At 47.1% G+C, this 21,931-nt stretch carries 23 protein-coding genes; 16 read left to right on the plus strand and 7 right to left on the minus strand.

The features are described 5' to 3' along the window. Positions 1-248: 248 nt before the first annotated feature. Genes gspC through J3998_RS10535 form a run of 14 tightly spaced genes read left to right on the plus strand, consistent with a single transcriptional unit; the run spans position 249 to position 14,036 of the window. Positions 249-1,103: a type II secretion system protein GspC gene (gspC, locus tag J3998_RS10470; protein ID WP_208150614.1), complete on the plus strand. Its 855-nt coding sequence runs from the start codon at positions 249-251 to the stop codon at positions 1,101-1,103. 46 nt (positions 1,104-1,149) lie between these two features. Beyond that, positions 1,150-3,348, plus strand: a complete 2,199-nt coding sequence (gene gspD, locus J3998_RS10475; protein ID WP_243750711.1) for a type II secretion system secretin GspD — start codon at positions 1,150-1,152, stop codon at positions 3,346-3,348. Beyond that, the gene (gene gspE / locus J3998_RS10480) at positions 3,329-4,801 is read left to right on the plus strand and encodes a type II secretion system ATPase GspE (RefSeq protein WP_243750712.1); all 1,473 of its coding nucleotides are present in this window, start codon (positions 3,329-3,331) and stop codon (positions 4,799-4,801) included. Before gspD ends, gspE begins: the two co-directional genes overlap by 20 nt. Positions 4,802-4,812: 11 nt before the next feature. After that, entirely contained in the window at positions 4,813-6,027 is a 1,215-nt protein-coding gene (gene gspF, locus J3998_RS10485) for a type II secretion system inner membrane protein GspF (protein WP_208150615.1), read from the plus strand. Between the two features lie 22 nt (positions 6,028-6,049). Further along, a complete protein-coding gene (gspG, locus tag J3998_RS10490; RefSeq protein ID WP_208150616.1) occupies positions 6,050-6,481 on the plus strand; it encodes a type II secretion system major pseudopilin GspG in 432 nt (143 codons plus the stop codon). A gap of 22 nt (positions 6,482-6,503) precedes the next feature. Beyond that, positions 6,504-7,013, plus strand: a complete 510-nt coding sequence (locus J3998_RS10495; protein ID WP_208150617.1) for a prepilin-type N-terminal cleavage/methylation domain-containing protein — start codon at positions 6,504-6,506, stop codon at positions 7,011-7,013. 9 nt (positions 7,014-7,022) lie between these two features. Further along, the gene (gspI, locus tag J3998_RS10500; protein WP_208150618.1) at positions 7,023-7,394 is read left to right on the plus strand and encodes a type II secretion system minor pseudopilin GspI; all 372 of its coding nucleotides are present in this window, start codon (positions 7,023-7,025) and stop codon (positions 7,392-7,394) included. Beyond that, on the plus strand, positions 7,384-8,139 hold the full coding sequence (gspJ, locus tag J3998_RS10505) for a type II secretion system minor pseudopilin GspJ (protein WP_208150619.1): 756 nt from the start codon (positions 7,384-7,386) through the stop codon (positions 8,137-8,139). The genes gspI and gspJ overlap by 11 nt, the downstream gene beginning before the upstream one ends. Beyond that, positions 8,129-9,115 (plus strand): type II secretion system minor pseudopilin GspK, encoded by a 987-nt coding sequence (gspK, locus tag J3998_RS10510; RefSeq protein WP_208150620.1) that lies wholly within the window; start codon positions 8,129-8,131, stop codon positions 9,113-9,115. The genes gspJ and gspK overlap by 11 nt, the downstream gene beginning before the upstream one ends. Then, positions 9,099-10,259 carry a type II secretion system protein GspL gene (gene gspL / locus J3998_RS10515; protein ID WP_208150621.1) on the plus strand — a complete coding sequence of 387 codons (1,161 nt, stop codon included), beginning with the start codon at positions 9,099-9,101 and terminating at the stop codon, positions 10,257-10,259. The genes gspK and gspL overlap by 17 nt, the downstream gene beginning before the upstream one ends. Next, positions 10,243-10,773: a type II secretion system protein GspM gene (gspM, locus tag J3998_RS10520; protein ID WP_208150622.1), complete on the plus strand. Its 531-nt coding sequence runs from the start codon at positions 10,243-10,245 to the stop codon at positions 10,771-10,773. Before gspL ends, gspM begins: the two co-directional genes overlap by 17 nt. A gap of 47 nt (positions 10,774-10,820) precedes the next feature. Next, positions 10,821-11,642: a hypothetical protein gene (locus J3998_RS10525; protein WP_208150623.1), complete on the plus strand. Its 822-nt coding sequence runs from the start codon at positions 10,821-10,823 to the stop codon at positions 11,640-11,642. Between the two features lie 58 nt (positions 11,643-11,700). Further along, complete coding sequence (locus tag J3998_RS10530) at positions 11,701-13,464, plus strand: S8 family serine peptidase (RefSeq protein WP_208150624.1); 1,764 nt, start codon at positions 11,701-11,703, stop codon at positions 13,462-13,464. Then, complete coding sequence (locus J3998_RS10535; protein ID WP_208150625.1) at positions 13,464-14,036, plus strand: S8 family serine peptidase; 573 nt, start codon at positions 13,464-13,466, stop codon at positions 14,034-14,036. The genes J3998_RS10530 and J3998_RS10535 overlap by 1 nt, the downstream gene beginning before the upstream one ends. 75 nt (positions 14,037-14,111) lie before the next feature. Here J3998_RS10535 and J3998_RS10540 read toward each other — a convergent pair whose 3' ends face one another. From J3998_RS10540 to hslU, 7 genes are read right to left on the minus strand one after another with little or no spacing between them, the layout of a single operon-like run. Next, entirely contained in the window at positions 14,112-14,678 is a 567-nt protein-coding gene (locus J3998_RS10540; protein ID WP_208150626.1) for a thioredoxin family protein, read from the minus strand. 32 nt (positions 14,679-14,710) lie between these two features. After that, complete coding sequence (locus tag J3998_RS10545) at positions 14,711-15,367, minus strand: hypothetical protein (RefSeq protein WP_208150627.1); 657 nt, start codon at positions 15,365-15,367, stop codon at positions 14,711-14,713. 42 nt (positions 15,368-15,409) lie between these two features. Continuing rightward, the gene (gene ubiB / locus J3998_RS10550) at positions 15,410-17,026 is read right to left on the minus strand and encodes a ubiquinone biosynthesis regulatory protein kinase UbiB (protein WP_208150628.1); all 1,617 of its coding nucleotides are present in this window, start codon (positions 17,024-17,026) and stop codon (positions 15,410-15,412) included. 14 nt (positions 17,027-17,040) lie between these two features. Continuing rightward, a complete protein-coding gene (locus J3998_RS10555; protein WP_208150629.1) occupies positions 17,041-17,640 on the minus strand; it encodes a ubiquinone biosynthesis accessory factor UbiJ in 600 nt (199 codons plus the stop codon). An 11-nt stretch (positions 17,641-17,651) separates the two neighbouring features. After that, the gene (ubiE, locus tag J3998_RS10560; RefSeq protein WP_208150630.1) at positions 17,652-18,404 is read right to left on the minus strand and encodes a bifunctional demethylmenaquinone methyltransferase/2-methoxy-6-polyprenyl-1,4-benzoquinol methylase UbiE; all 753 of its coding nucleotides are present in this window, start codon (positions 18,402-18,404) and stop codon (positions 17,652-17,654) included. Positions 18,405-18,419: 15 nt separating this feature from the next. Continuing rightward, positions 18,420-18,809, minus strand: coding sequence for a gamma-butyrobetaine hydroxylase family protein (locus J3998_RS10565; protein WP_208150646.1), 390 nt, complete (start codon positions 18,807-18,809; stop codon positions 18,420-18,422). 3 nt (positions 18,810-18,812) lie between these two features. After that, positions 18,813-20,132, minus strand: coding sequence for an ATP-dependent protease ATPase subunit HslU (hslU, locus tag J3998_RS10570; protein WP_208150631.1), 1,320 nt, complete (start codon positions 20,130-20,132; stop codon positions 18,813-18,815). 164 nt (positions 20,133-20,296) lie between these two features. Here hslU and dapF point away from each other — a divergent pair, with 164 nt between their 5' ends. Both dapF and J3998_RS10580 read left to right on the plus strand, forming a co-directional pair. Next, positions 20,297-21,136, plus strand: a complete 840-nt coding sequence (gene dapF, locus J3998_RS10575) for a diaminopimelate epimerase (RefSeq protein ID WP_341829265.1) — start codon at positions 20,297-20,299, stop codon at positions 21,134-21,136. Further along, positions 21,129-21,929, plus strand: a complete 801-nt coding sequence (locus J3998_RS10580) for a DUF484 family protein (protein ID WP_208150632.1) — start codon at positions 21,129-21,131, stop codon at positions 21,927-21,929. Before dapF ends, J3998_RS10580 begins: the two co-directional genes overlap by 8 nt. Positions 21,930-21,931 lie beyond the last annotated feature (2 nt).

Here is a 21,931-nt window from a genome sequence, read left to right on the forward strand (position 1 = left end):
ACCATAGCTAAGGCTATGCTTATCAAACGCTGCCTAGAATTTATCTCTTCAAACTCCTCGCTGAAGTCAATGGGGACTTATTCTGTGTTTCCTTAAAGAAACTTGAGGACGGTGCGGTTGATAAATTTAATGGAATCTTCATTTAGTCGTCGCGCTATTGTGACGAAAAAGGTAATGCTTTAAGTTACAATTCATCTTTTGTTATTAAAATAGAAAGTCATTGCTTTACTGTATCCTCTGGGGTGAATTTGAGTATTTCGTTAACCAATAAGAACATTTTTCCACTGATTGCCAAAACGCTAACCGTATTGTTGTTGCTTGCTATCGTTTGGATCGTTGGAAAAGTGATTAATCAACTCCTCCAGCCCCCGCTTGACATTATTCAACCTGCCTTGCAGAAAGAACAGGCTAATTCCTCTTTTGGCAGTTTACAGCCGGCTAAACCGTCCTTTATTTTGGGTGAGCCGCAAGCCTCTTCTGATGCAGAGAAGCAGGAAGAAATTCCGCTCAAAGAGTCGTTAGACGCGTTACAAGACACGAAACTGAATGTTCTTTTGACCGGTATTCTGTATACCCCGGAAGATTCGGTGGCGGTGATTGAAGAAAATCGTAAAACGTTTGTGTTGCGCGTCGGCGAGGAGCTACGTCCTGACATTTCAATTGAAAATATCGAACCGAGTTTTGTGGTTTTGGATAACCGCGGTAAATTAGAGAAACTTTCTTTAAAAGAGAGCGAGTTACCGGTTTCCAAGTCGCAGTCAAAACCGGCGGTGCAAGCCATATCCGAAGATGATAAAGCCAAACTCGATAAGATCCGTAGCGATGTTCGTAAAACGCCGTTGGCAATGAACCGCTATGTGCGTTTCCGTAATCTGACTCGTGACGGAAAAGTTTATGCGTTACAGGTTTGGCCGCGTAAGGAACGCGCGCTGTTTGAAAGTCTCGGCTTTAAAAGCGGCGATAAGATTTTATCGGTGGATGGAACGGCAATCAGTGAAATGAACGAAAATCCACAGCAGCTGCAACAGTTAATGCAGAAAACCCAATTTAGCTTGCAGATCGAACGTCGCGGGCAGATCCAGAGTTTATCCGTTTCGCTGTAACGGCGACGGACACACAAATTAGCATATGAGCGAAAAGGCATAATGCATGAGACAGTTTTTAGGGCTTAAATCACAATCAAACCTACAGCGAGCGGTGCTTGGCGTTATGCTCGGCGGCGCACTGTTTTTCGGTGTGACACCGATTTCACAGGTGCAGGCGGCACCGGAAGAGATTTCCGAACAGAGTTTCGGTAATTTCCAGAATGTCGAAATCAGCACGGTGATTGAAGCGGTTGCCAAACTGTCCGGCCATAATTTCGTGATTGATCCGCGGGTAAAAGGCCGAGTTACCTTGATTGCGCCGGAAGGCATGAAACCGGACGCGCTGTATGAAACTTTATTGTCGGTATTAAGCGTACACGGTTATGTCGCGGTGGATGCCGACGGCGTTACTAAAATCGTCCCGGCCAATATGGCCAAAGACCAACTGCCGTACCGCAATTATCGCGAGACGCCGGAAGATTGGGTGACCGAAGTTCTGAATGTCAATAATGTTGAAGCGACTAAGCTGGTGGCGATTCTGCGGCCATTGGTGGCGCGTGAAGGGCATCTGGTCGGTCTGGCGGAAAGCAATCGTTTGATTATTACCGATACGGTTGCCAATATTCGCCGCATCAAAGACGTTTTACGCAAAGTCGATATCAATAATTACGGCCAGTTTGAGGTGATTCAAATTGAGCATGCACCAGCCGGCGATTTAGCGAAAACCCTGAAAGGGTTGATTCCGAAAAACCAGGGCGGTACCAATGTCACCATCAGTTTTGATGAACGCTCTAATCGCATTATCCTGACCGGCGATGAACAGAAACGCATGATGATGCGTGCTTTATTGGCCGAGCTGGATGTGCCGACGGCTTCCGACGGACGTGTACAAGTTATTTATCTACGTTATGCCAAAGCGGAAGATTTGGTTCCTGTGTTGCAGAAAATCGCTACTAATCAATCCTTAGCAAAATCCAATATTACCGAATCCAGTTCTACATCAACTGCTCCTGAGCCTGCGATAGCTGCCGAAACGAAAGCGACGAAAGAGGCAAACGAGCCGATCAGTAATGCCGCAAATAACTTGATGCTTAATGACAGTAAGCAGTTGAAAGAACAGGTTAGCATTGAAGCCGACGAACGCATGAATGCTTTAATAATTAGTGCGCCGACGCAAATTGTTACTGCTCTGAAAGAGGTCATAAGGCAGTTGGATATTCGCCGTGCTCAGGTTTTGATTGAAGCAATTTTTGTCGAAGTCTCCGAAGACCGTGCCGCTAATTTGGGTGTTGAGTGGGGCGTACTTGGTGAACAAGGTGCCGGATTGATTAACTTTAGCGGTACGCTTCCTGCATTAATCAGTGGTGGCGCTGCAGCAGCGTCAACGGCATTGGGGACAGGAATGAACTTCGCTGCTGGTAACTACAGTAGCGATTCAAATACCGGTTGGGCAGCGTTTATTAAAGCGCTTAACAGTGATTCTGCATCTAATATTCTGGCAACGCCTTCGTTGTTAACGCTGGATAATGAAGAAGCGGAAATTCTGGTCGGGCGTGAAGTGCCTTTCCAAACCGGTAGCTATACTTCAACCACAACCAGTGTGACCAATCCGTTCAGTACCATTGAACGTAAAAATGTTGGTTTAAGCTTGAAAGTTAAACCGCAGATTAACGAAGGGGACGAGATTTATCTGGAAATCGATCAAGAAGTTTCCGACGTCATTCCAAAGGGTGAAGCGGTCGATATTCAGACCACCAAGCGCCAAATCAAAACCCGCGTGATTGTTGGTGACGGAAATGTCGTCGTGCTTGGCGGTTTGATTGACGAAAAAGAAACCCAAGTGGATTCGAAAGTTCCAGGGCTTGGTGATCTTCCGGGAATTGGCGGTCTGTTCCGTTCAACCGATAGCAGTCGTCAAAAGACCAATTTAATGGTTTTCCTGCGTCCGGTTATTGTGCGCGACAATGCTAAGAGCGATTTTTATAGCCGTCAGAAATACAGCATGATTTATGACGAGCAACAACGCATTTTAGATTTACCGCAAAAATCTTGGATTAAGCCGGGATTACGTCCGAAATTGCCGGAGTATGAGCAGTGGCGTGAAAATAAACCGCAGCCAACGCCTCCAGCTTCAGCTCCGCTTGCTAAGCCGCAAGATGAAAAATCGGCAGAGAAAGTAATCGAAGAAACACCGAAAGCTGAAAAAGTAGAAGAGAGTGCTTCTTGGGTTAATGATAGTTACGATGACTTCTATGACTTTTAATCTGCCTTTTAGCTTTGCGCGCAAGAACCAATTAGTTCTGGAATTTGATAACGGCTTGCAGGCATTTTTCACAGAAGAAACGCCTGTAGCTGCTATTCAAGACGTGCAGGCGCAACTGTTTATCCTGAATCCGCAACAGCAGATTGAGTGGCAACAGATTTCTGCCGAACAACTCGCGCAGAAAGTGCAGGTTGCTTATGCCGACAGCGGCAGTAATTCTCTGGATGTTGCGCACGCAATTGAAACCGATGATTTGGCGTCGGTGGTCGCGGAAATCGGTGAGCCGGAAGATTTGCTTGATAGCGCCGATGATGCGCCGATTATCAAACTGTTGAATGCGGTGCTGACCGAAGCGATTCGCGCCGAGGCTTCCGATGTGCATATTGAACCTTATGAAAACCAACTACGGGTACGTTTCCGAGTCGACGGCGTTTTGAAAACCGTACTAAGCCCTAAACCGGCTTTAGCTTCGATGCTGGTGTCGCGTATTAAGGTTATGGCGCGTCTCGACATTGCCGAAAAACGTATTCCGCAAGACGGCCGGATTGCCTTGAAGCTAGGCGGCCGTGCAGTGGACTTGCGTGTATCGACCTTGCCGTCTAGTTTTGGTGAGCGTGTGGTATTGCGTCTGCTTGATAAAGGTGCTGAACGCCTGACTTTGAAAGATTTGGGGATGCCGGCGGAAATGGAAGCGGGTGTTGCTAAGGCCTTATCGAAGGCGCACGGTATTTTCTTAGTTACCGGGCCGACCGGTTCCGGTAAAACAACCACTCTGTATGCCGGTTTGATGCGTTTGAACGACACACAGCGCAATATCATGACCATTGAAGATCCGGTCGAATATAACATTGACGGTATTAACCAGACACAAGTTAACAGTAAAGCCGATTTGACCTTTGCTCGCGGTTTACGCGCTTTGTTACGTCAAGATCCAGATGTGGTGATGATTGGTGAGATTCGTGATCCGGAAACCGCACAGATTGCGGTTCAGGCATCTCTAACCGGCCACTTAGTGTTATCGACGTTACACACCAATACCGCGGTCGGCGCGATTACTCGTTTGCGCGATATGGGTACCGAAGCATTTTTATTGGCATCCAGCTTGAATGGCGTATTGGCGCAACGTCTGGTGCGTAAACTCTGTCCGCATTGTAAGCAAGCGCACCACGCCGATGAGGCGGAGTGCAATCTGCTTGGCGTGCAGACTGCAACGATCTATAACGCCAAAGGGTGTGAGGAATGTCAGCATACCGGTTATTCAGGTCGTATGGGATTATATGAGCTGCTGTTAGTTGACGAAAAAGTGCGTTCAATGATTCATTCGCACCAATCGGAAGCGGATATCGATGCTTATCTAAGACAGTCGGCACCGTCGTTAAATCAGAGCGGTTTCCAAGCGGTTTTGGATGGCAAGACCAGTTTGGATGAAGTCTTGCGCGTGACGCAAAACTAGCGGAAATATCCATGGCTGTATTTGAATACAAAGCGCTGACGCAACAGGGCAAAAACCAAAAAGGCATGCTGGAAAGCGATTCGGAACGCTTGGCTCGTCAACAATTGCGTGATCAAGGTCTGACCCCGATTGCTTTGCAGGAAGTCAAAGCGTCTAAACCGGCCAAGTCTTCCGGCGGTTGGTTACAAGCCAAGCTGGCGACTGAGGAATTGGCGCTGTTTACCCGTGAACTGCATACGCTGTTGGAAGCCGGAACGCCTTTGAATAATGCTTTAAAGGCGTTGACCGAGCAGGCGGAAAAGAAAACCGCGATGCGTTTTATTCGTAGCTTGCATTCCAAAGTCAGCGAAGGTTATTCGCTGACGCAAGCGTTGCAGAAAGCACCGTACCGGATTCCAGCCGACTATATTGCGATTATTCAAGCTGGCGAGCATAGCGGTCACCTGACCGAAGTGATGTCGCGTTTGGCGGATACCATTGAGCAGCGCGAGCAGATGAATAAAAAACTGAAGACAGCGATGATCTACCCGATTTTGATGGTTGTGGTGGCGATTGCGATTGTCTTCTTTTTAATGGTTTATGTGGTGCCGAAAGTGGTTAGCGTGTTTGATAATATGCAACAGACGCTACCGCCGTTAACACAAGGTTTATTGAGCGCCAGCGATTTTGTACAAGCGCATTGGTTGGCAATGTTATTGACGGTTGGCGGACTTTGGTTACTGTATCGTTGGTTACTGTCGCGCGAGAAAAGCCGTTTTAAAATTCATAGTCTTTGGCTACGACTGCCGGGGGCACGTAAGTTTTTATTGTATTCGGCGGCTGCTCGCTGGGCGCGTACCTTCGGCGTGTTATTGGCTTCGGGGGTGACGGTTCGTGATGCAATGACGATTTCCGCCGAAGTGATGACCATCGATCCTTTGAAGAAGTCGGTATTAGAAATGGTTGAACTGGTACGCCAAGGTAAAAGTGTGCATTTTGCAATGAAACAGTCGAAAGTGTTTCCGCCGTTATTATTGAATTTGGTCGGCACCGGTGAAGGTAAAGGGCAGTTGCATTCGATGTTACTGCGCGGTGCTCAGCATTATGAAAACGAAGTGGAAAATGCCGCTTCGACTTTAGTCAGTTTGATTGAACCGATTTTGATTATGGTGATGGGCGCCGTGGTTTTGACCATTGTGTTGGCTATCATGTTACCGATTTTTGAAATGAACCAAATGGTTGGTTAAGTCTTAAAAGAGAGTATTAAAAATGCTAAAAGCAAGAAAACGTCAGCAAGGTTTTACTTTGATTGAATTAATGGTGGTCGTGGTTATCTTGGCGGTGTTGGCCGGTTTTGTGGTGCCAAAACTGATGGATCGCCCGGATGAAGCGCGCATTGTTAAAGCGAAGCAGGATATTGCGGCCATCGGTTCGGCTTTACAGCTGTATAAACTGGATAACTATAACTATCCGACCACCGACCAAGGTTTGGAAGCGCTAGTCACCCAGCCAAGCGATGATCCGCAGCCAAAAAACTGGAAGAAATTGCTGGATACCTTGCCGATTGATCCTTGGGGAAACCCTTATCTATATTTAATGCCGGGGGAACATGGCGAGTTTGACCTATATACCTTGGGTGCAGACGGTATGGATGGCGGCGAAGACGTCAATGCAACCATTGGTAACTGGCAGCAGAAATAACCGTCTTTCAGGTTTTTGGTTTATGAAACAGCAGCGCGGCTTTACGCTGATTGAATTAATGGTCGTGCTGTTGATTATCGGCGTGATTTTGTCGGCCGGTATGCTCAGTTTGAATAATAGCGACTCTGCGCAAACTCGTGAACAGGCGGTCAAAATTGAAAGCTTGTTTAAGCAAGCGCAAGACCAAGCCACTTGGCGGCAGCGTGCTTTTCTTGTGGCCGTTGATGATAAAGGCTTGCAAGCCTATCAATGGCTGCAAGGTGTTTGGCAAGCCAGCGAACAATTGCAGTCTCTGCCGTGGCCGGAACATTTGGATGTGGAGTGGCAGTTACCCTTAAATCAGCCGCAGATGTTATTGAATGTCGGTGAGTCGAAACAGGTCGCGTTAAGTGGATGGCTGCTGTTGCCGAACGGTGAAGTGCAGCTAGGACAGATTTCATGGCAAGCGAAAAATAGCGGTTATGATGCGCCAATTACGGTTTTGCAGTGGAATCAGTGGCTTGATTTTGAACTCTTGACGGATATTGATTAAGGACTGCCGATGCGTAAACAAGCCGGATTTACCTTGATTGAAGTGCTGATTGCGCTGGTAATTGCGGCCATCTCCTTGGCAGCCCTAAGCCGAACCATGGGCATGACCACCCACAATCAGGCGCTGTTGGAAGAGAAGGTGGTCGCGACTTGGGTTGCGCAGAATGCTTTGCTTCAGCAACAGATTAGCGGCCAACAGAACAGTGACCGCCAGCAAATTGAAATGTTGGGACGTGAGTGGCAGGTATCGCAGAAAATCGAGCCGACGCAGTTGCCGGAATTTAAGAAACTCAGTATTGAAGTCCGCCAGATTGTAAATCGCGAAGTGCAGGATAAAACGAGCAGTCGTTTGGTCAGCGTGGTGGGTGCCGATGGTATCTAAGGTAAGGCAAAAGCAACAGGGTTTTACCTTGATCGAATTGTTGATTGCGATGAGTATTGCCGCAGTCATTAGTTTGTTGGCGTATCAAAGCATTGATAGTAGTGTGCGCACCAATCAAAGCCTGCAACAACATCAGCAGGATTTGCGACAGCTACAAAGTGCTTGGTGGTGGCTTGAACAAGACTTAACCCAGCTAGCACCGCGTGCGGTGAATGATGGTTTAGGCGGTACTTTACCGGCGTTGAATTACCGGATTGATATTCCGCTGGAGTTTAGCCGGTTTAGTGTGGCAGATAGCCCTTTAGCGATGTCCGGTCGTTATGGGGTGATTCGCATTGCGTACCTTCTGGAAGACCGACAACTGATTCGTCTACAGTGGCCTGTGTTGGATCACGCGCCGGATTCTCAGCCAAGCCGCCGAGTTTTGTTAGAGGATGTTGAGCAGTTTGCGGTCCGTTTCTTGGATGAAAACGGCCAATGGCAAGAGACTTGGCCGCCGGTTAATCAGCCAGTGGCGTCAGTTAATAACCGTCTGCCAAAAGCCGTGGAAGTCGCGCTGACAGCACAGCAAGGCGAAGTGAAACGCTTGTTTGCCGGTGTCGACTGGTTGGATTTCGAACCTTATAAAGTAGAGCAAACCGACACGACAACGGAAACCGGCGCAGATTCCGAAGCAACAACGTCAGATACGACTCAAGTGCCACAGTCGACAGAGACTTTGCAGGAGTTGATCGATGGTAACTAAACAGCGCGGCTTTGCGTTGATTACGGTTTTACTGGTCGCGGCTTTGGTGGCGATTATCAGCGGCCAGTTGCTTGGGCAGCAGAATGCGCAGATTCAGCGTAGCGGTTATATGTTGCATCAGGCGCAGGCGATGAGTGTTGCCTGGGGGCTGGAATCTTGGGTTAAGCAGGGCTTAAAACTGGATGGTGAAAACAATAAAGTCGATCATCTGAATGAAGTTTGGGCGCAACCCTTGCCGCCGATTCCGTTTGAAGAGGGGGAGATCAGCGGTATTTTGCTCGATGCGCAGGCCAATTTGAATGTTAATAACCTGCTTTTGCCGTTGCCAGAACAGGAACAAGAAGGCGAAACCAGTTCGGCGAAAATGTGGTCTGCCGTGTTTGATCGTTATGCTCAGCAACAGGGATTTAATGTGCCTTTGGCGGATTTAATTGGCGACTGGGTTGACCAAGATTCCGAGCCGCGTTTGAGCGGTGCCGAGAGCGACCAGTATTTATTGAATCAGCCGGCTTATAGTGCAGCTAACTTGCCGATGGTCAGTACTCAAGAAGTGCTCAATTTGGCCGGTGTAAATGAGTTGAATTATCAGCAACGCCAGCTGTTACTAACGAATTTGAGTGCGCTACCGAAAGTAGTGCAGATTAATATCAATACCGCACCGCAAGCGGTTATTCAGGCTTTAAGCGATTGGGTGACGGTCGATATTGCTCAGGCTTGGATCAACGAACGTTTAGTGACGCCGGCAGAAAGTTTGCAGAATTTTCATGACTTTATGGTGCAGGCCAGTGGCTTGACCCAAGAAGAAGTTGCTAAGGCACTGCCGGATACGCTGATTAGCGTGCATAGTGAGTTTTTTATTTTAAATGGACGAGTCGATTTTGGCTTGGTGCAACAGCAGGTGTCCGCACTGTTTTATCGTGATGGCCAAAATCAAGTGAAGTTACTACAAAGGTGGTTAAGTGTCCCTGAATCCTAACCCGATTACAGCGCAATCCGCATTACGCTTTCAGCGTGATGGCGAGTTGTATTGGCAAACGCAAACCGCAGATGGTCAATTGCAATCAGAACCTGTTGCTAAGTTATTAGAGCAGGGGCATATTAGCCAAGCGCAGTTATTGGCATCCGGTGTGGTCTGGGTACCGACCGAACAGTTGGTGTTGACCGATATTGCCTTGCCGGCAAAACGCCGTGCTGAAATTGATGCCGCCTTGCCGTATGCGATGGAAGAACAATTAACTCAGCCAGTGGAAAACTATCATTTCGCGATTCTACATAAGCAGAGTATGAATACCGGTTCGATTTTGCAAGTCGCAGTGGTCGCCGATAGTTTGATGCAAACTTGGAAAGTGTCACTGCAAGAACACAAACTTGAGCCTCTACTATTGGTTGCCGATTGTTTTGCCTTGCCACACACAGAAGATGGCGCTTTCTGCTTGGCGATGAATACTGACGATGACCTGCAACTTTGCCGCACTGGCGCTTATGCAGGCGCGGCGCTTCCGGTAACTTTGCAAATTACGAAAGGTGTGGGTAACACGACAGAAATTTCATGGTTGCAAGCGCAATGGAATAAAGCGGCATATGACGCGGTACAGTGGCGTGAACTGGGTGCTTTGAATCTTGCGCAGGGCAAATTCTCGGCACATAAAGAGGCGAATTTCGGCAAGCTATGGTTATGGCCGAATTTGGCTGCGGGCATGTTGATGGCGACGCTATTGGTTTCAAGTTACTTGCAAACTGAGCAAATCAAACAAGATACACAGGCTTATAACACTCAGAGCGAACAGCTGTTTCGCAATATGTTCCCGGACGTCAAACGTGTGGTGAATTTAAAGGCGCAGACCTTAAGCCGTCTGAAAAACGCTTCTTCTTCAGAAGGGTTGCAGTTGATACCGTTGGTCTATCAATTGGAACCGCTGTTGGCGAAAAATTCGGCAGTACAAGTTGAGGAAGTTCGTTGGAACCAATCGGCAGCGCAATTGCAGTTACGCGTTAGTGCGCCACAGAGTCGACAACTGCAACAGTTAGGGCAACAGCTCGATGCTATTAACGGCAAACTGACGATTAAAAATGTCACCCCAGAAGCGGCTTTAGGAGTTATCAATGTGGGCACAAATTGAACAACTGCTGGAACCGGTAAAACAGCGTTTTAATCAATTCTGGCAACCGTTGGCACAGCGTGAAAAGATGATGCTGGCCAGCATGGCGATTTTTCTGATTTGGGTGTTGTTATATGCGATTTTCTGGCTACCGATGCAGAACGCACAGCAGCAGGCGCAGCAGCAATATGTTGCCGCACAGAATCAATGGCAGTGGCTGAATCAACAGATTCCCGCTTGGCAAAAACAGGATGGCAAACAATTGGCCAGCCAAGTGACTGACCGTAATCAATTGATGAGCAAGGTGCAGGCAACTTTGCGGCAGATGAACTTGCATAAACAGATCAGTAAAATTGATTTAACCAACAAGGGTGTCAAAGTGGTCTTTAAAGAAGTTGCCTCGGCACGTCTTTTCCAGTGGCTTGCGACCCTAGAACAGCAAGGTGTAGTCAGTGATAAAGTGCAGATTTCGCCTATTAGCGATGACGGCAAAAAAGGCTACTCCAGCGCGCAAATCGACTTTGTTGTCGACTGACATTCTCATTACTCTTGAGATAACTTTACTCTTATAGCTGAATGCCTATGCAAATCAAGAAACCCCGCCAATATTTGTTACTATTCGTCAGCGCATTATTGGTGTTGCTGATTTCGCTATTGAGTCATTTGCAGATCGCTTTTATTGCTGATAAATGGATTGATAAAAAATCGGTTTCGCCTTTATTGTTTACTGAGTGGCAAGGTGGTTTAGGTAGTGGTAGCACGAATGTAGCACTACAGAGCAAGCAAGGAAACAGTCCGCTAGGCAGAGTTTACTGGCGTAATGATTTGTTGAATTGGTTGTTATTACAGCCGACGATGCACTCTTCAGTGCGCTCTACCGACAGTCGCTTGCAAATCGAAGGTAGTTACTCGATTCTTAATCAGTTACTGGTAATCAGCGTTCGTGATTCGGCGTTGAGTAGTGCGGATTTAAAAGCATTCTGGCAACTAAACCGCGAATATGGCCGCTGGCTAAATGGCATCGAAGGTAAGTTGCAGCAGTTGAATTTGCAGGTCGATTGGGATCAAACACAGCAGTGGTTAGCCGCTCTCACTGGTTCGGCGCAATTGGTTGGTTTGCAATTTATGGGTGAAACCTTTCCGGCGATTCAACTACAGCTTTCGCAACAGCAACAGAATATTGTCCTGAAAATACAGGCGCAAGAGAACTGGAAGCTGCAAGGCAGCATCACTTTACAACCGGTATTTTCCGACACAAGACAACTTATTGCCCTGCAGTATGATGGCGAGATTGAAGTGCAGGCAGAAAGTGCCGAAGCCTTGCCAAATTGGGCAAGTTTAATGCGTGCTCAAGGTGATAACGCTGCAATAACCAAAATTAACGGGCAGTTGAATTTACATTAACTGCTCAGTGGAGTATTTAATGAAAAGACTGTTTGCTCAATAACAGAAATTCTTACCTATGAACAAGCTTCTTATTACTTCAATGGTTTTATCTTTTAGCCTTGCCCTAACTGCTTGCGGCGGTGGGGGAGGAAGTGAAGCAACGCCTGCGCCTGTTCCAACCATTTTACCGGATGTCGAAATTTCCAGTTTTGATGATCCATTAATCGGCTATCAATGGTATTTGCAAAGTATCAAAGCAGTCAGTAATGGCGACTATGTTCGTGATGGTAACGGCAATTTGATTACCGGCGATACCGTTCGCGTGGCGGTGATTGATACCGGTTTGGAACTCGGGCACGAAGATATAACGGAAAATGCTACTGTTGGTGCTTCCTACAATTTTTTTGATGACAGTAATCAGCCGACTCCAGATACCTCTTTAGGTGATCACGGAACTGGCGTCTCAGGAATTGTGGCGGCGCGTGGCGGTAATACTCTTGGCGGTGTCGGAATTGCGCCAAGTGCCGAATTACGAGCTTTTAAATTACTTAATTCGGAAGGTGGCACTTCAATTTCGATTAGCGACCAACTGGCGGCAATTGGCTACGATCCATCCAATAATTATCCTGATTTAGTGGCCTCTGATGTTGATGTATTTAACCTAAGTTATGGTTTTGCTGTTACTTATGATCCTTCACTGGATAGTAATCTGTTTAATTACTATTCACAGTTCATTGATGGTTTGCAAATCGGTACTGAAAACCTTCGTGATGGAAAAGGGGCTTTGTATATCAAGGCAGCCGGCAATGAGTTTGCTGATATTGATGGTAATACAGGTACTTATGAATGTGTCGAAGCGAGTGACAACGGTGTGACCTGTTTTAATGTTAATTTTGAACGAGACCAAACAACGCCCTACCTAATCCCTGTTGCAGCCTATGATGATAGCGAGAAAAAAGCCAGTTTTTCCAACACCGGCTCAGCGCTTTGGATTAGTGCTCCCGGCGTTGGTATTGTCACAATTGACCAGTCCGGTTGCGACCAAGGTTATAGCCGGGAAACACAGAATGGTATTCGAACCGATACTTTGATTGCCGACGAAGATGCAAACTGTAACTACTTCAGTTATTTTGGCGGAACTTCTGCTGCGACGCCTATTGTCAGCGGCGTTATTAGTTTGATATTAGAGGCGAATCCGCAATTAACATGGCGTGATATCAAACACATCTTAGCAACAACAGCGCGTCAAATTGATGTTGGACTGACTGCTAAATACCTTGCCAATAGCGCAATCAAAATCGAACAGGGATGGATTGAAAATAACGCCGGTTATCGCTTCTCCAACTATTACGGTTTTGGCGCGGTTGATGCGCAGGCTGCGGTGAATATGGCAACGGATAATTATAATTCACTCTCCGCTATGCAGACGATTGAGCAAACTGGCAATGTGACTGATAGCGGTAATATTCCTGATAATAATGCTGCTGGGATTACCGAAACCATGACGGTTAACCGAGGTGTTAACCTGGTACTGGAAAGTGTCAGCTTAAAGGTTTCGATGTCTGAGCAGCTAGGAGCGGATGGTTTTGATTTTAGTGATTATGTGATCACCCTGGTTTCTCCAAATGGTACCGAAAGCTTAGTGATGACGCCGTTTACCGGCTTTGCTAAAAATACCGATGTGACTGATTACCCGATGATTACTCACGCTTTTTACGGCGAAACCCTAAACGGTGATTGGAAATTGAAAATTCAGGATGTTGATTCGCAAACTGATTTGGCCGGTGAAGGTGAATTAGTCGATTGGTCACTGACTTTTTACGGACATGAGGAGCAGTAATGAAATTGTTTTTTAAAGGCTTTATTCAAGCTGCAGCCACCAGTTCGCTATTATTCGCCAGTTCGGCGCAAGCCTATCTATTGCCGTGTCAGTTGGTGACGCAGATGGCTGGTAGCAAAGTCTATGAAGCAAAACTGCAACGTATTGCCAGTATGACCGCACCGCAGGATATGCCGAGCGAATTGAATCTGGAGTTATTAGAGCGCCACGGCGGTTGGTATATCTATTACACACCAATTTCGTGGTTTGAGCGGCAAACCTGCGGCCCGCAGATAAAGACCATTGAAGACAAACAGTTTCAGTTTATGCCGGTGTTATTGAATAAGATGACCGGTATGAACGCGGTGCTAACCGGCACTTTTATTCTAAAAACCTATCGTCCTGAGCATCTTGAGGAAGTGATTAAGCGCTACGGCTTTAAGATGGTGACGCGTTTGCCGAAACCGAATACGGCAATTATCGACGTTAAACCGATTACCTCGTACGACGATATGATTGAAGAATTGGATAAAGACCGCGATGTCGATTTAGTTGCACCGATTATGAGCGAGCCGCGTTTTAAGCCGCGCTAGAGGTCTGATTTTTTCCAATAAAAAAGGGTTGGCAGTCATTAGATTGCCAACCCTTTTTATGTGTAGACGAGAATATTACTGCGGTTGATAATCGACTTTGCTCTCTTCAACCATTTTGTAGATATCGACGCGTTTATCATTACCAAGGTTTTTTAGTGCTTGGTTTAGCGCTTTTTCCAGATTGCCAGGATAGAATTCTTCCAAAGTCAGGCCGATAATCGGGTCAGCGATTTGATTGCCTTTGCTGTCGAAAATTAGGGTTGTCGGTGCTACGATAACGCCCATTTTCGGGCCTAAGGTTTTCATTTCGATTTCTGTACCATCGAAATTTTTCATCATCCAATGCGATTTATCCAAAACCAGTTGGCTGAAGTGACCATAGTCCTCCAAGTCAGTGGTTTGCAACAGCGGATAAAGGATATTCTGTTCTAACTTTTTGCAGTAGTTACACCAAGTCGCGGTTGCGAAAATGACGACAGGTACATTGTTTTTGGCAGCGATTTCACCGGCTTTTTGCAAATCAACCGCTAGAGGTAAAACATCGCCGGCATCGGCTTGAACATTGACGCTCAGACTACTTAAGCCAAGCGCCAAACCGGCAATAAAGGTTTTAAAAGGGGATAAGGTTGTCGGCCATTGCATAATTGTTCTCCTCAACTAAGTTACCGGCGCAATTATCTATATTGTTTTCGTTTGCGCAGTTTGCAATACATCGGTTTTGCACCAAGTTCTTCTATATAGACTTTTAGGTGAATTTTATCTTGTTTGTTCAAGATGATTTGTTGGCTATAGTCACTGCCACAGTCCCATTGGCCGTCGCTGATAAAACGAATTTGATCACTGCTGTCACGGCGATATAGATGTAATTCTACTCCGGTCCCTTCCTCGCGATAGTGAAGATAAGCTGGCAGAATTTCAATGCGACCTGTTTGCTGATCTCGAAATTGTAGCTCTACGCGTTGTGTTTCCGAGCGTGCAATTGAAAAACTCTCAGGTAGAATTTTCCAAGAATTCTTGACACCTTTTTTAGAGCCTTCCAGAAGATTGATACGCACCACATTGCCCTGCATCGGGTTTTTATATAGGCGTTGTAGGCGTTTCTGTTCTTCCAACTCGGCTTGCAGACGCAGCTCACGGGCGCGGTTGTCAGCATCTTGCTGGATGAGGTCACGTTCGGCATTAATCTGTTGCTGTTTTATCAGTAACTCTTCTTGAGCCTGCGGGCTAAGCTTTTTCCATTGTTCATCGTCCATTCCGACAGGATTGGATGAACAACCAATCAATAAAAGCGGTGCGGTTAATAAAGCGCCAAGCGCCAGTTTTTTTAACATGTAACAATCTCCGTTTAGCTTGCCCGCTTTTGAAAATTTGTTTTATTTTTTTACCACAAACCAAGCGGCCAGTGCCCAAATGGCAATGACAAATGCTTCTTCCACTTCAAAGCCTAGGCTGTGTGCGAGGAAAGGTGCGACAGCCAAAGCGACAGCAATGGTGCGATTACGGTTGTGACGATTCTGTTGTGCCAGCTCTTTTTCGATGCGCTCTAACTGTTCGGACTGCATGCCAACACCGTTATGCGCCATTTTATCCAGAGCGCTGTGCAATAAGCCCGGTAGGGTTGGTGCTTGTTCAATCCAGAAAGGTAGGTTGGATTTGATGTTTTTCACTAAACCTTTCGGACCGACGCGTTCCTGCATCCAGTCTTCTAAGAAGGGTTTGGCGGTATCCCATAAATCCAGTTCGTCATCTAATTGGCGACCTAGACCTTCGATATTCAATAAGGTTTTTTGTAACAGCACCAACTGCGGTTGGATTTCCATGCCGAAACGACGCGCGGTTTGAAATAGGCGCATTAGCACCAAGCCGAAAGAGATCTCTTTAAGAGGGCGATCCCAAATCGGCTCACAGACCGACCGAATCGCGGATTCCAGTTCATTAACACGGGTATCACGCGGCACCCATTCCGATTCGATATGCAGTTCCGAAACACGCAGGTAATCGCGGTTAAAGAACGCCAAGAAGTTCTCCGCCAGATAACGTTGGTCTTCCGGTGTCAGGGTTCCCATAATCCCGAAGTCAATGGCCGCATAACGGCCGTCCGGCAAGACAAAGATATTCCCCGGGTGCATATCGGCATGGAAGAAGTTGTGTTTGAAAACCTGCGTGAAGAAGATAATCACGCCTTTGGCGGACAGGTCTTTTAAATCGACACCGGCTTCAATCAGCTTTTCGGTTTCCGAGATACGGATGCCGTAGATGCGTTCCATAGTCATGACGTTCTCAGCCGTGTGTGACCAGTAGATTTCCGGTACATACAATAAGTCCGAGCCATCGAAATTGCGTTTCAACTGGGCGGCATTCGAGGCTTCACGAATCATGTCCAATTCGTCGAGAATGGTTTTTTCGAATTCGGCAACGACTTCGACCGGATGCAAGCGTTTGGCGATTTTAACGGCCTTTTCAAATAGGCTTGCCAACATAAACATAATTGCCACGTCTTGTTCGATAACCGGTTTGATATCCGGGCGAACCACCTTAACCACCACTTCTTGACCGTCTGGTAATTTTGCCGCATGCACTTGTGCAATCGATGCCGATGCCATCGGCATAGGATCAAATTCGGCAAAGGCTTCACCGACCGGTTTTCCGAGCGCGGCTTCAATCAATTCCAGAGAGTGTTGTTCATCGAACGGTGGGCAGTCGTCTTGCAATTTCGCTAACTCAATGGCGATGTCGTACGGTAATAAATCCTTTCGCGTTGAAAGCGCTTGCCCAAGCTTAATGAAAATCGGCCCTAATTCTTCCAGTGCCAGACGAATGCGCTCGGCGCGACTTAGTTGTGAACGTTTTTTCCAGTTCCACGGCAAAATGGCGTTGAACCATACCAGCCATGCGAATTTAGAACCGCCAAGTACCATTTTGTCGATTTCATAATGGCTGAGAACACGGTTGATTTTGATAAGGCGGCGAAGTTGTCGGATGGCTTTCATAAAGGAGTGTGTCGTTAGTTAAGTTGATTGATGCGGGCTTCCAGCGCGTCAAGCTGTTGGCTGAGTTCCTGCACGTCTTGATTGAAATGCTGCACTTGCGATTTAGTCGGTACGGCTTCGATTTCGAATTGCAGATATTCTTTGATAGTCTGCTCGATATAGTCGCGCTGACGACGTTTTAGGCCAAGATAAGAACGTACGCCATGGCCGATTTTAAAGGCGATTAAATCTCCTGTTAGGCTGGCGAGATGTTCTTCCCAATCGATTTCAATGGCCGCAAGGGCTTTTAGAAAACGTTGCGCCAAGTCGGTATCACCGGAAAACTCGAAAACGTCTACATTCGGATGGTCTTGTCCAAGTGCTAACCAATCGCTGATTCCTCCTTGAATGCTCGCATCGGCAGAACCATTAAGATGGCTTTGCACGCTGATTTGCTGCTCATTCAATAGACAATAAAAAGGCGTTTTTAGCGGGTCAATTTGCAATGCGATGACCGAGGTAGGTAAGGCTTTTAGCGCTTGGCCCTCTTCCAGGTCAAGATGCATTGCCTGGTTTAAAGCCGCTTCTAAGGCTTGCGCCAAGACGATTGAAACACGAGAGAAATCAGCAGACATAGAGACTCCGGTTAGTATTTCCAGCCGCGGTGTAGAGCAACAATACCTTGGGTCATATTGATGTATTCCGCCTTGTCGAAACCGGCATTCAGCATCATCTGTTTCAAGGTTTCTTGGTCAGGATGCATCCGAATCGATTCCGCTAGATATTGATAACTGGCTTCGTCATCGGCAATCACTTTGCCCATTTTCGGCAGGATATTGAACGAGTAGAAATCATACAACTTGGCAAAAGCCGGATTGGTGACTTTAGAAAATTCCAGAATCATCAATTGGCCGCCCGGTTTCAACACGCGATACAGTTCTTCCAACGCTTTATCTTTATTAGTGACATTACGCAGGCCGAAAGCGATGGTACACAAATCAAAAGTGTTGTCCGGGAAAGCCAAAGCTTCGGCATTAGTGATGCTGTAATCGACATTGCCGCTGATGCCTTCGTTAATCAGGCGGTCGCGCCCAACGCGCACCATGCTTTCGTTGATATCCGCCAGTACCACTTGACCGGTTTTACCGACACGCTTGGCGAACGCTTTGGTCAAATCACCGGTTCCGCCGGCCAAATCCAGCACTTTATGCCCCGGACGGACGCCACTTAAATCGATGGTTTGACGCTTCCAGATACGGTGTACGCCCATCGACATGACGTCGTTCATAATGTCGTAATTGCCGGCAACCGAGTCAAACACGCCTTTAACGCGTTTTACCTTTTCATCCAGCGGTACTTCGCTGAAACCAAAGTCGATGGTGGATTTGTTGTTGCTCATAGTGTCCTCGTTTGCCTAATGAGTTTGACCGGATTTTAAAGCATCCAGTTCCGGATGCGAATGACCTTCGCGCATCAGTTTACGAAGGTAGTCCATCCAGTATTTTTTCTGGTTTTTACCCAAATCGTACAGCCGTTCCCAAGTATAAAGCCCTGTGTCGTGGCCGTCATCAAAATGCAGTTTGACCGCGTAGTTGCCAACCGGGGTAATGGCTTCGATATTGACATTCTGCTTGCCGACTTGCAAGGTTTCTTGTCCCGGAGCATGGCCGGTGACTTCGGCCGATTGCGAATAGACGCGCAAATATTCGCAACTCAGCTCAAAGGTCTCGTCGCTATCGAAAGTGATTTCCAGTTTACGCGATTTTTGATGCAGTTTGATTTCGGTCGGATGTGGCACAGACAGCTCCTACAAAATGTATTGCGACAGGTCTTGGTCAACCGACAATTCACCTAGACGCTCTTCAACCATCGCCGCATTGATTTCGATACGTGCGCCGCGCATATCGGATGCTTCAAAAGAGATATCTTCCAACAGACGTTCCAAAACGGTGTGGAGGCGACGTGCCCCGATGTTTTCGGTATTTTCATTGACTTGGAAGGCAATTTCCGCCAAACGCTGAATGCCGCTTTCGACGAATTCTAGTTCCACGCCTTCGGTTGCCAATAGCGCTTTTGCTTGTGTAGTCAGCGCCGCTTTCGGCTCGGTCAGGATACGCACGAAATCATCCACGCTTAGGGATTTCATTTCAACACGAATCGGCAGACGGCCTTGCAGTTCTGGAATCAAATCAGAAGGTTTCGCCAAGTGGAAAGCTCCGGAAGCGATAAACAGAATGTGGTCGGTTTTAATCATGCCGTATTTGGTCGATACCGAGCTACCTTCGATAAGCGGAAGCAAGTCACGCTGTACGCCTTCGCGCGACACCGAACCGCTGGAGTTGTCTTGGTTTTTAGCGACCTTGTCGATTTCGTCAATAAAGACGATACCGTTGTTTTCGACATTCTCAATCGCTTGCGCCTTGATTTGTTCTTCGTTTACCAGGCCGGCCGCTTCTTCGTCAATCAGTGCTTTCATCGCCTGTTTAATTGGCATTTTGCGTTTTTCTTTTTTGCCTTTACCGAAACCTTCAAACAGACCCTGTAGCTGCTGGGTCATCTCTTCCATACCCGGAGCGCCCATGATTTCTACTTGCGCCGGCATTGCGCTTAGATCAACTTCAATCTCTTTATTGTCCAAATCGCCTTCACGCAGTCGTTTACGGAATTTCTGACGTGTGTCAGCCATATTGTTATAGCTGTCTTCTTCGCGGCCGCGTGCCGGTGGCAATAGAATATCTAAAATACGCTCTTCGGCTTTGTCTTCCGCTTGGCGTTGAACATCCTGCATTGCCAATTCACGCTGCATTTTTACTGCGGTTTCCGAAAGGTCACGGATAATGGAGTCAACATCGCGACCGACATAACCGACTTCGGTGAACTTGGTCGCTTCGATTTTCAAGAAAGGGGCATTAGTCAGTTTTGCCAGACGACGTGCGATTTCGGTTTTACCAACCCCGGTCGGTCCAATCATAAGAATGTTTTTAGGGGTGACTTCCGGCTTTAATTCATCCGATAACTGACTACGACGCCAGCGATTACGTAACGCAATCGCCACTGCGCGTTTTGCATCCGCTTGTCCAACAATGTGGGCATCTAGACTGTGAACAATCTCTTTAGGCGTCATCATCTGTGTAAATCCTTGCAATCTTTATTTTATTGAATGGTTTTTATGGGAGCATTATAAGGGGAATCAAGAGTGCTTTCAGGGTAAGTTGGTTTGCGCGATGGCACGGAGTCTGCTAAATTCAGCAAAATTAACCGCAAAAAATTTAATAAAGATAACGAAATTCGATGAACACTCTGAAATTTAGCAAAATGCACGGTCTTGGTAATGACTTTATGGTGATTGACGCCATTAACCAGCGAGTTGAGTTTACAACCGCAAAGGTTCAGCGTTGGGCGGACCGTAATTTCGGCATCGGCTTTGACCAATTGTTAGTGGTCGAATCGGCACAACAAGCAGGTGTCGATTTTCGATATCGTATCTTTAATGCCGATGGTTCGGAAGTACAACAATGCGGTAATGGCGCACGTTGTTTTGCGAAGTTTGTGTATGACAAAGGGCTGACCGATAAAACCGAAATTACGGTAGAAACTGCCTCCGGCATTATTGTTTTATATGTGCAGGATAACGGCTGGATTAAGGTCAATATGGGCGTGCCGAATTTTGCTCCTGAGAGTTTGCCTTTTACCGTACCTAAGCAACAAGAAAAATATACGCTAGAAGCCGCCGGGCAAAAGGTTCAAGTCGGTGCGGTATCAATGGGTAACCCGCACGCGGTTATGCAGGTAATTGACATTGCTGCCGCGCCGGTTGAAAAGCTTGGTGCCGCTCTGGAATCGCATTCGCAGTTTCCGGAACGCGTCAATGTCGGCTTTGCACAAGTCATCGATAATGCAAATGTGAAATTACGTGTCTATGAACGCGGTGCGGCGGAAACCTTGGCGTGCGGTACCGGCGCTTGCGCGGCGATGGTGGTATTGAGTCGTTGGGGCAAGGTTGGTAATGACGTGCAGATTTCCCTGCCGGGTGGTGACTTACGTGTACAGTGGGAAGGCCAGCTGGATTCGGTGGTGTGGATGACCGGGCCTGCGGAGATGGTATTTGAAGGAATCATTGCCGATGACTAAGGATTCTATTCTCGATAAAGCGCAAGTTGTGGTTGAGTTCCTTCAGGAAAACCCGGATTTTTTTGCGCGTCACCCACATCTTTTGGATGATTTGCAGTTGCCGCATCTGCACGGTGGTTCGGTCTCGCTTGTGGAACGTCAGTTACAACAGTTTCGTCAGCAGCGCGATTTATTGAAAAACGAATTCACCAATATGTTGGATATTGCCGGCGAAAACAGTTCGCTATTTGAAAAGGTGATGCAGTTTAATCTGACGTTGATGGCGACTCAGAATGAGGAGCAGGCGTTGCAGCAGATTGAAAAACAGCTACAAAAACTGTTCGATGTCGATTGCGTCAAACTGTATTCTTTTGAAATGCCGAAACGTTCGGTGGCAGGCATTCAACAGCTTGGTATGTCGAACCGTTGGAGCAATATGCTTAAGACTCTGCTACAACCGCAAACACCGTTTTGCGGTGCTTTAGAAAAAGACTGGCGTGAAGGGCTGTTTGCCGATAACGGTCAAGTCTCTTCGGCTTGCATGTTGCCGCTAGGCGAGAAACGTTTATGGGGTGTTTTGGCGTTAGGGCGTTATGATTTGGGTTATGAAAACGATTTCGGCCACTTTTTCTTAAAACTGATTGCGCAAGTGGTGACTGCCAAGTTGGCGGGTATTTTTGAAGAAGACTATCAGCCGAAGCTAACGCAGCGAGAGCAGCAAGTTAATTCAGAAGCGCAGCCGAACAGCAAGTTAGAGGACGTGCAGAGTGAAAAGGTGGTTTCAATTTCTCGCGCTGCTACTAAGGCAGATTAACG

Source organism: Thiomicrorhabdus marina (assembly GCF_017571465.1).
Taxonomy (GTDB): Bacteria; Pseudomonadota; Gammaproteobacteria; order Thiomicrospirales; family Thiomicrospiraceae; genus Thiomicrorhabdus; species Thiomicrorhabdus marina.

Bases quoted from the DNA above. Each gene is read 5' to 3' on its own strand.
- gspD (WP_243750711.1), top strand. From the start codon at position 1,150: ATGAGACAGTTTTTAGGGCTTAAATCACAATCAAACCTACAGCGAGCG.
- gspE (WP_243750712.1), top strand. From the start codon at position 3,329: ATGACTTCTATGACTTTTAATCTGCCTTTTAGCTTTGCGCGCAAGAAC.
- gspF (WP_208150615.1), top strand. From the start codon at position 4,813: ATGGCTGTATTTGAATACAAAGCGCTGACGCAACAGGGCAAAAACCAA.
- gspG (WP_208150616.1), top strand. From the start codon at position 6,050: ATGCTAAAAGCAAGAAAACGTCAGCAAGGTTTTACTTTGATTGAATTA.
- J3998_RS10495 (WP_208150617.1), top strand. From the start codon at position 6,504: ATGAAACAGCAGCGCGGCTTTACGCTGATTGAATTAATGGTCGTGCTG.
- gspI (WP_208150618.1), top strand. From the start codon at position 7,023: ATGCGTAAACAAGCCGGATTTACCTTGATTGAAGTGCTGATTGCGCTG.
- gspJ (WP_208150619.1), top strand. From the start codon at position 7,384: ATGGTATCTAAGGTAAGGCAAAAGCAACAGGGTTTTACCTTGATCGAA.
- gspK (WP_208150620.1), top strand. From the start codon at position 8,129: ATGGTAACTAAACAGCGCGGCTTTGCGTTGATTACGGTTTTACTGGTC.
- gspM (WP_208150622.1), top strand. From the start codon at position 10,243: ATGTGGGCACAAATTGAACAACTGCTGGAACCGGTAAAACAGCGTTTT.
- J3998_RS10525 (WP_208150623.1), top strand. From the start codon at position 10,821: ATGCAAATCAAGAAACCCCGCCAATATTTGTTACTATTCGTCAGCGCA.
- J3998_RS10530 (WP_208150624.1), top strand. From the start codon at position 11,701: ATGAACAAGCTTCTTATTACTTCAATGGTTTTATCTTTTAGCCTTGCC.
- J3998_RS10535 (WP_208150625.1), top strand. From the start codon at position 13,464: ATGAAATTGTTTTTTAAAGGCTTTATTCAAGCTGCAGCCACCAGTTCG.
- J3998_RS10540 (WP_208150626.1), bottom strand. From the start codon at position 14,678: ATGCAATGGCCGACAACCTTATCCCCTTTTAAAACCTTTATTGCCGGT.
- J3998_RS10545 (WP_208150627.1), bottom strand. From the start codon at position 15,367: ATGTTAAAAAAACTGGCGCTTGGCGCTTTATTAACCGCACCGCTTTTA.
- ubiB (WP_208150628.1), bottom strand. From the start codon at position 17,026: ATGAAAGCCATCCGACAACTTCGCCGCCTTATCAAAATCAACCGTGTT.
- J3998_RS10555 (WP_208150629.1), bottom strand. From the start codon at position 17,640: ATGTCTGCTGATTTCTCTCGTGTTTCAATCGTCTTGGCGCAAGCCTTA.
- ubiE (WP_208150630.1), bottom strand. From the start codon at position 18,404: ATGAGCAACAACAAATCCACCATCGACTTTGGTTTCAGCGAAGTACCG.
- hslU (WP_208150631.1), bottom strand. From the start codon at position 20,132: ATGATGACGCCTAAAGAGATTGTTCACAGTCTAGATGCCCACATTGTT.
- dapF (WP_341829265.1), top strand. From the start codon at position 20,297: ATGAACACTCTGAAATTTAGCAAAATGCACGGTCTTGGTAATGACTTT.
- J3998_RS10580 (WP_208150632.1), top strand. From the start codon at position 21,129: ATGACTAAGGATTCTATTCTCGATAAAGCGCAAGTTGTGGTTGAGTTC.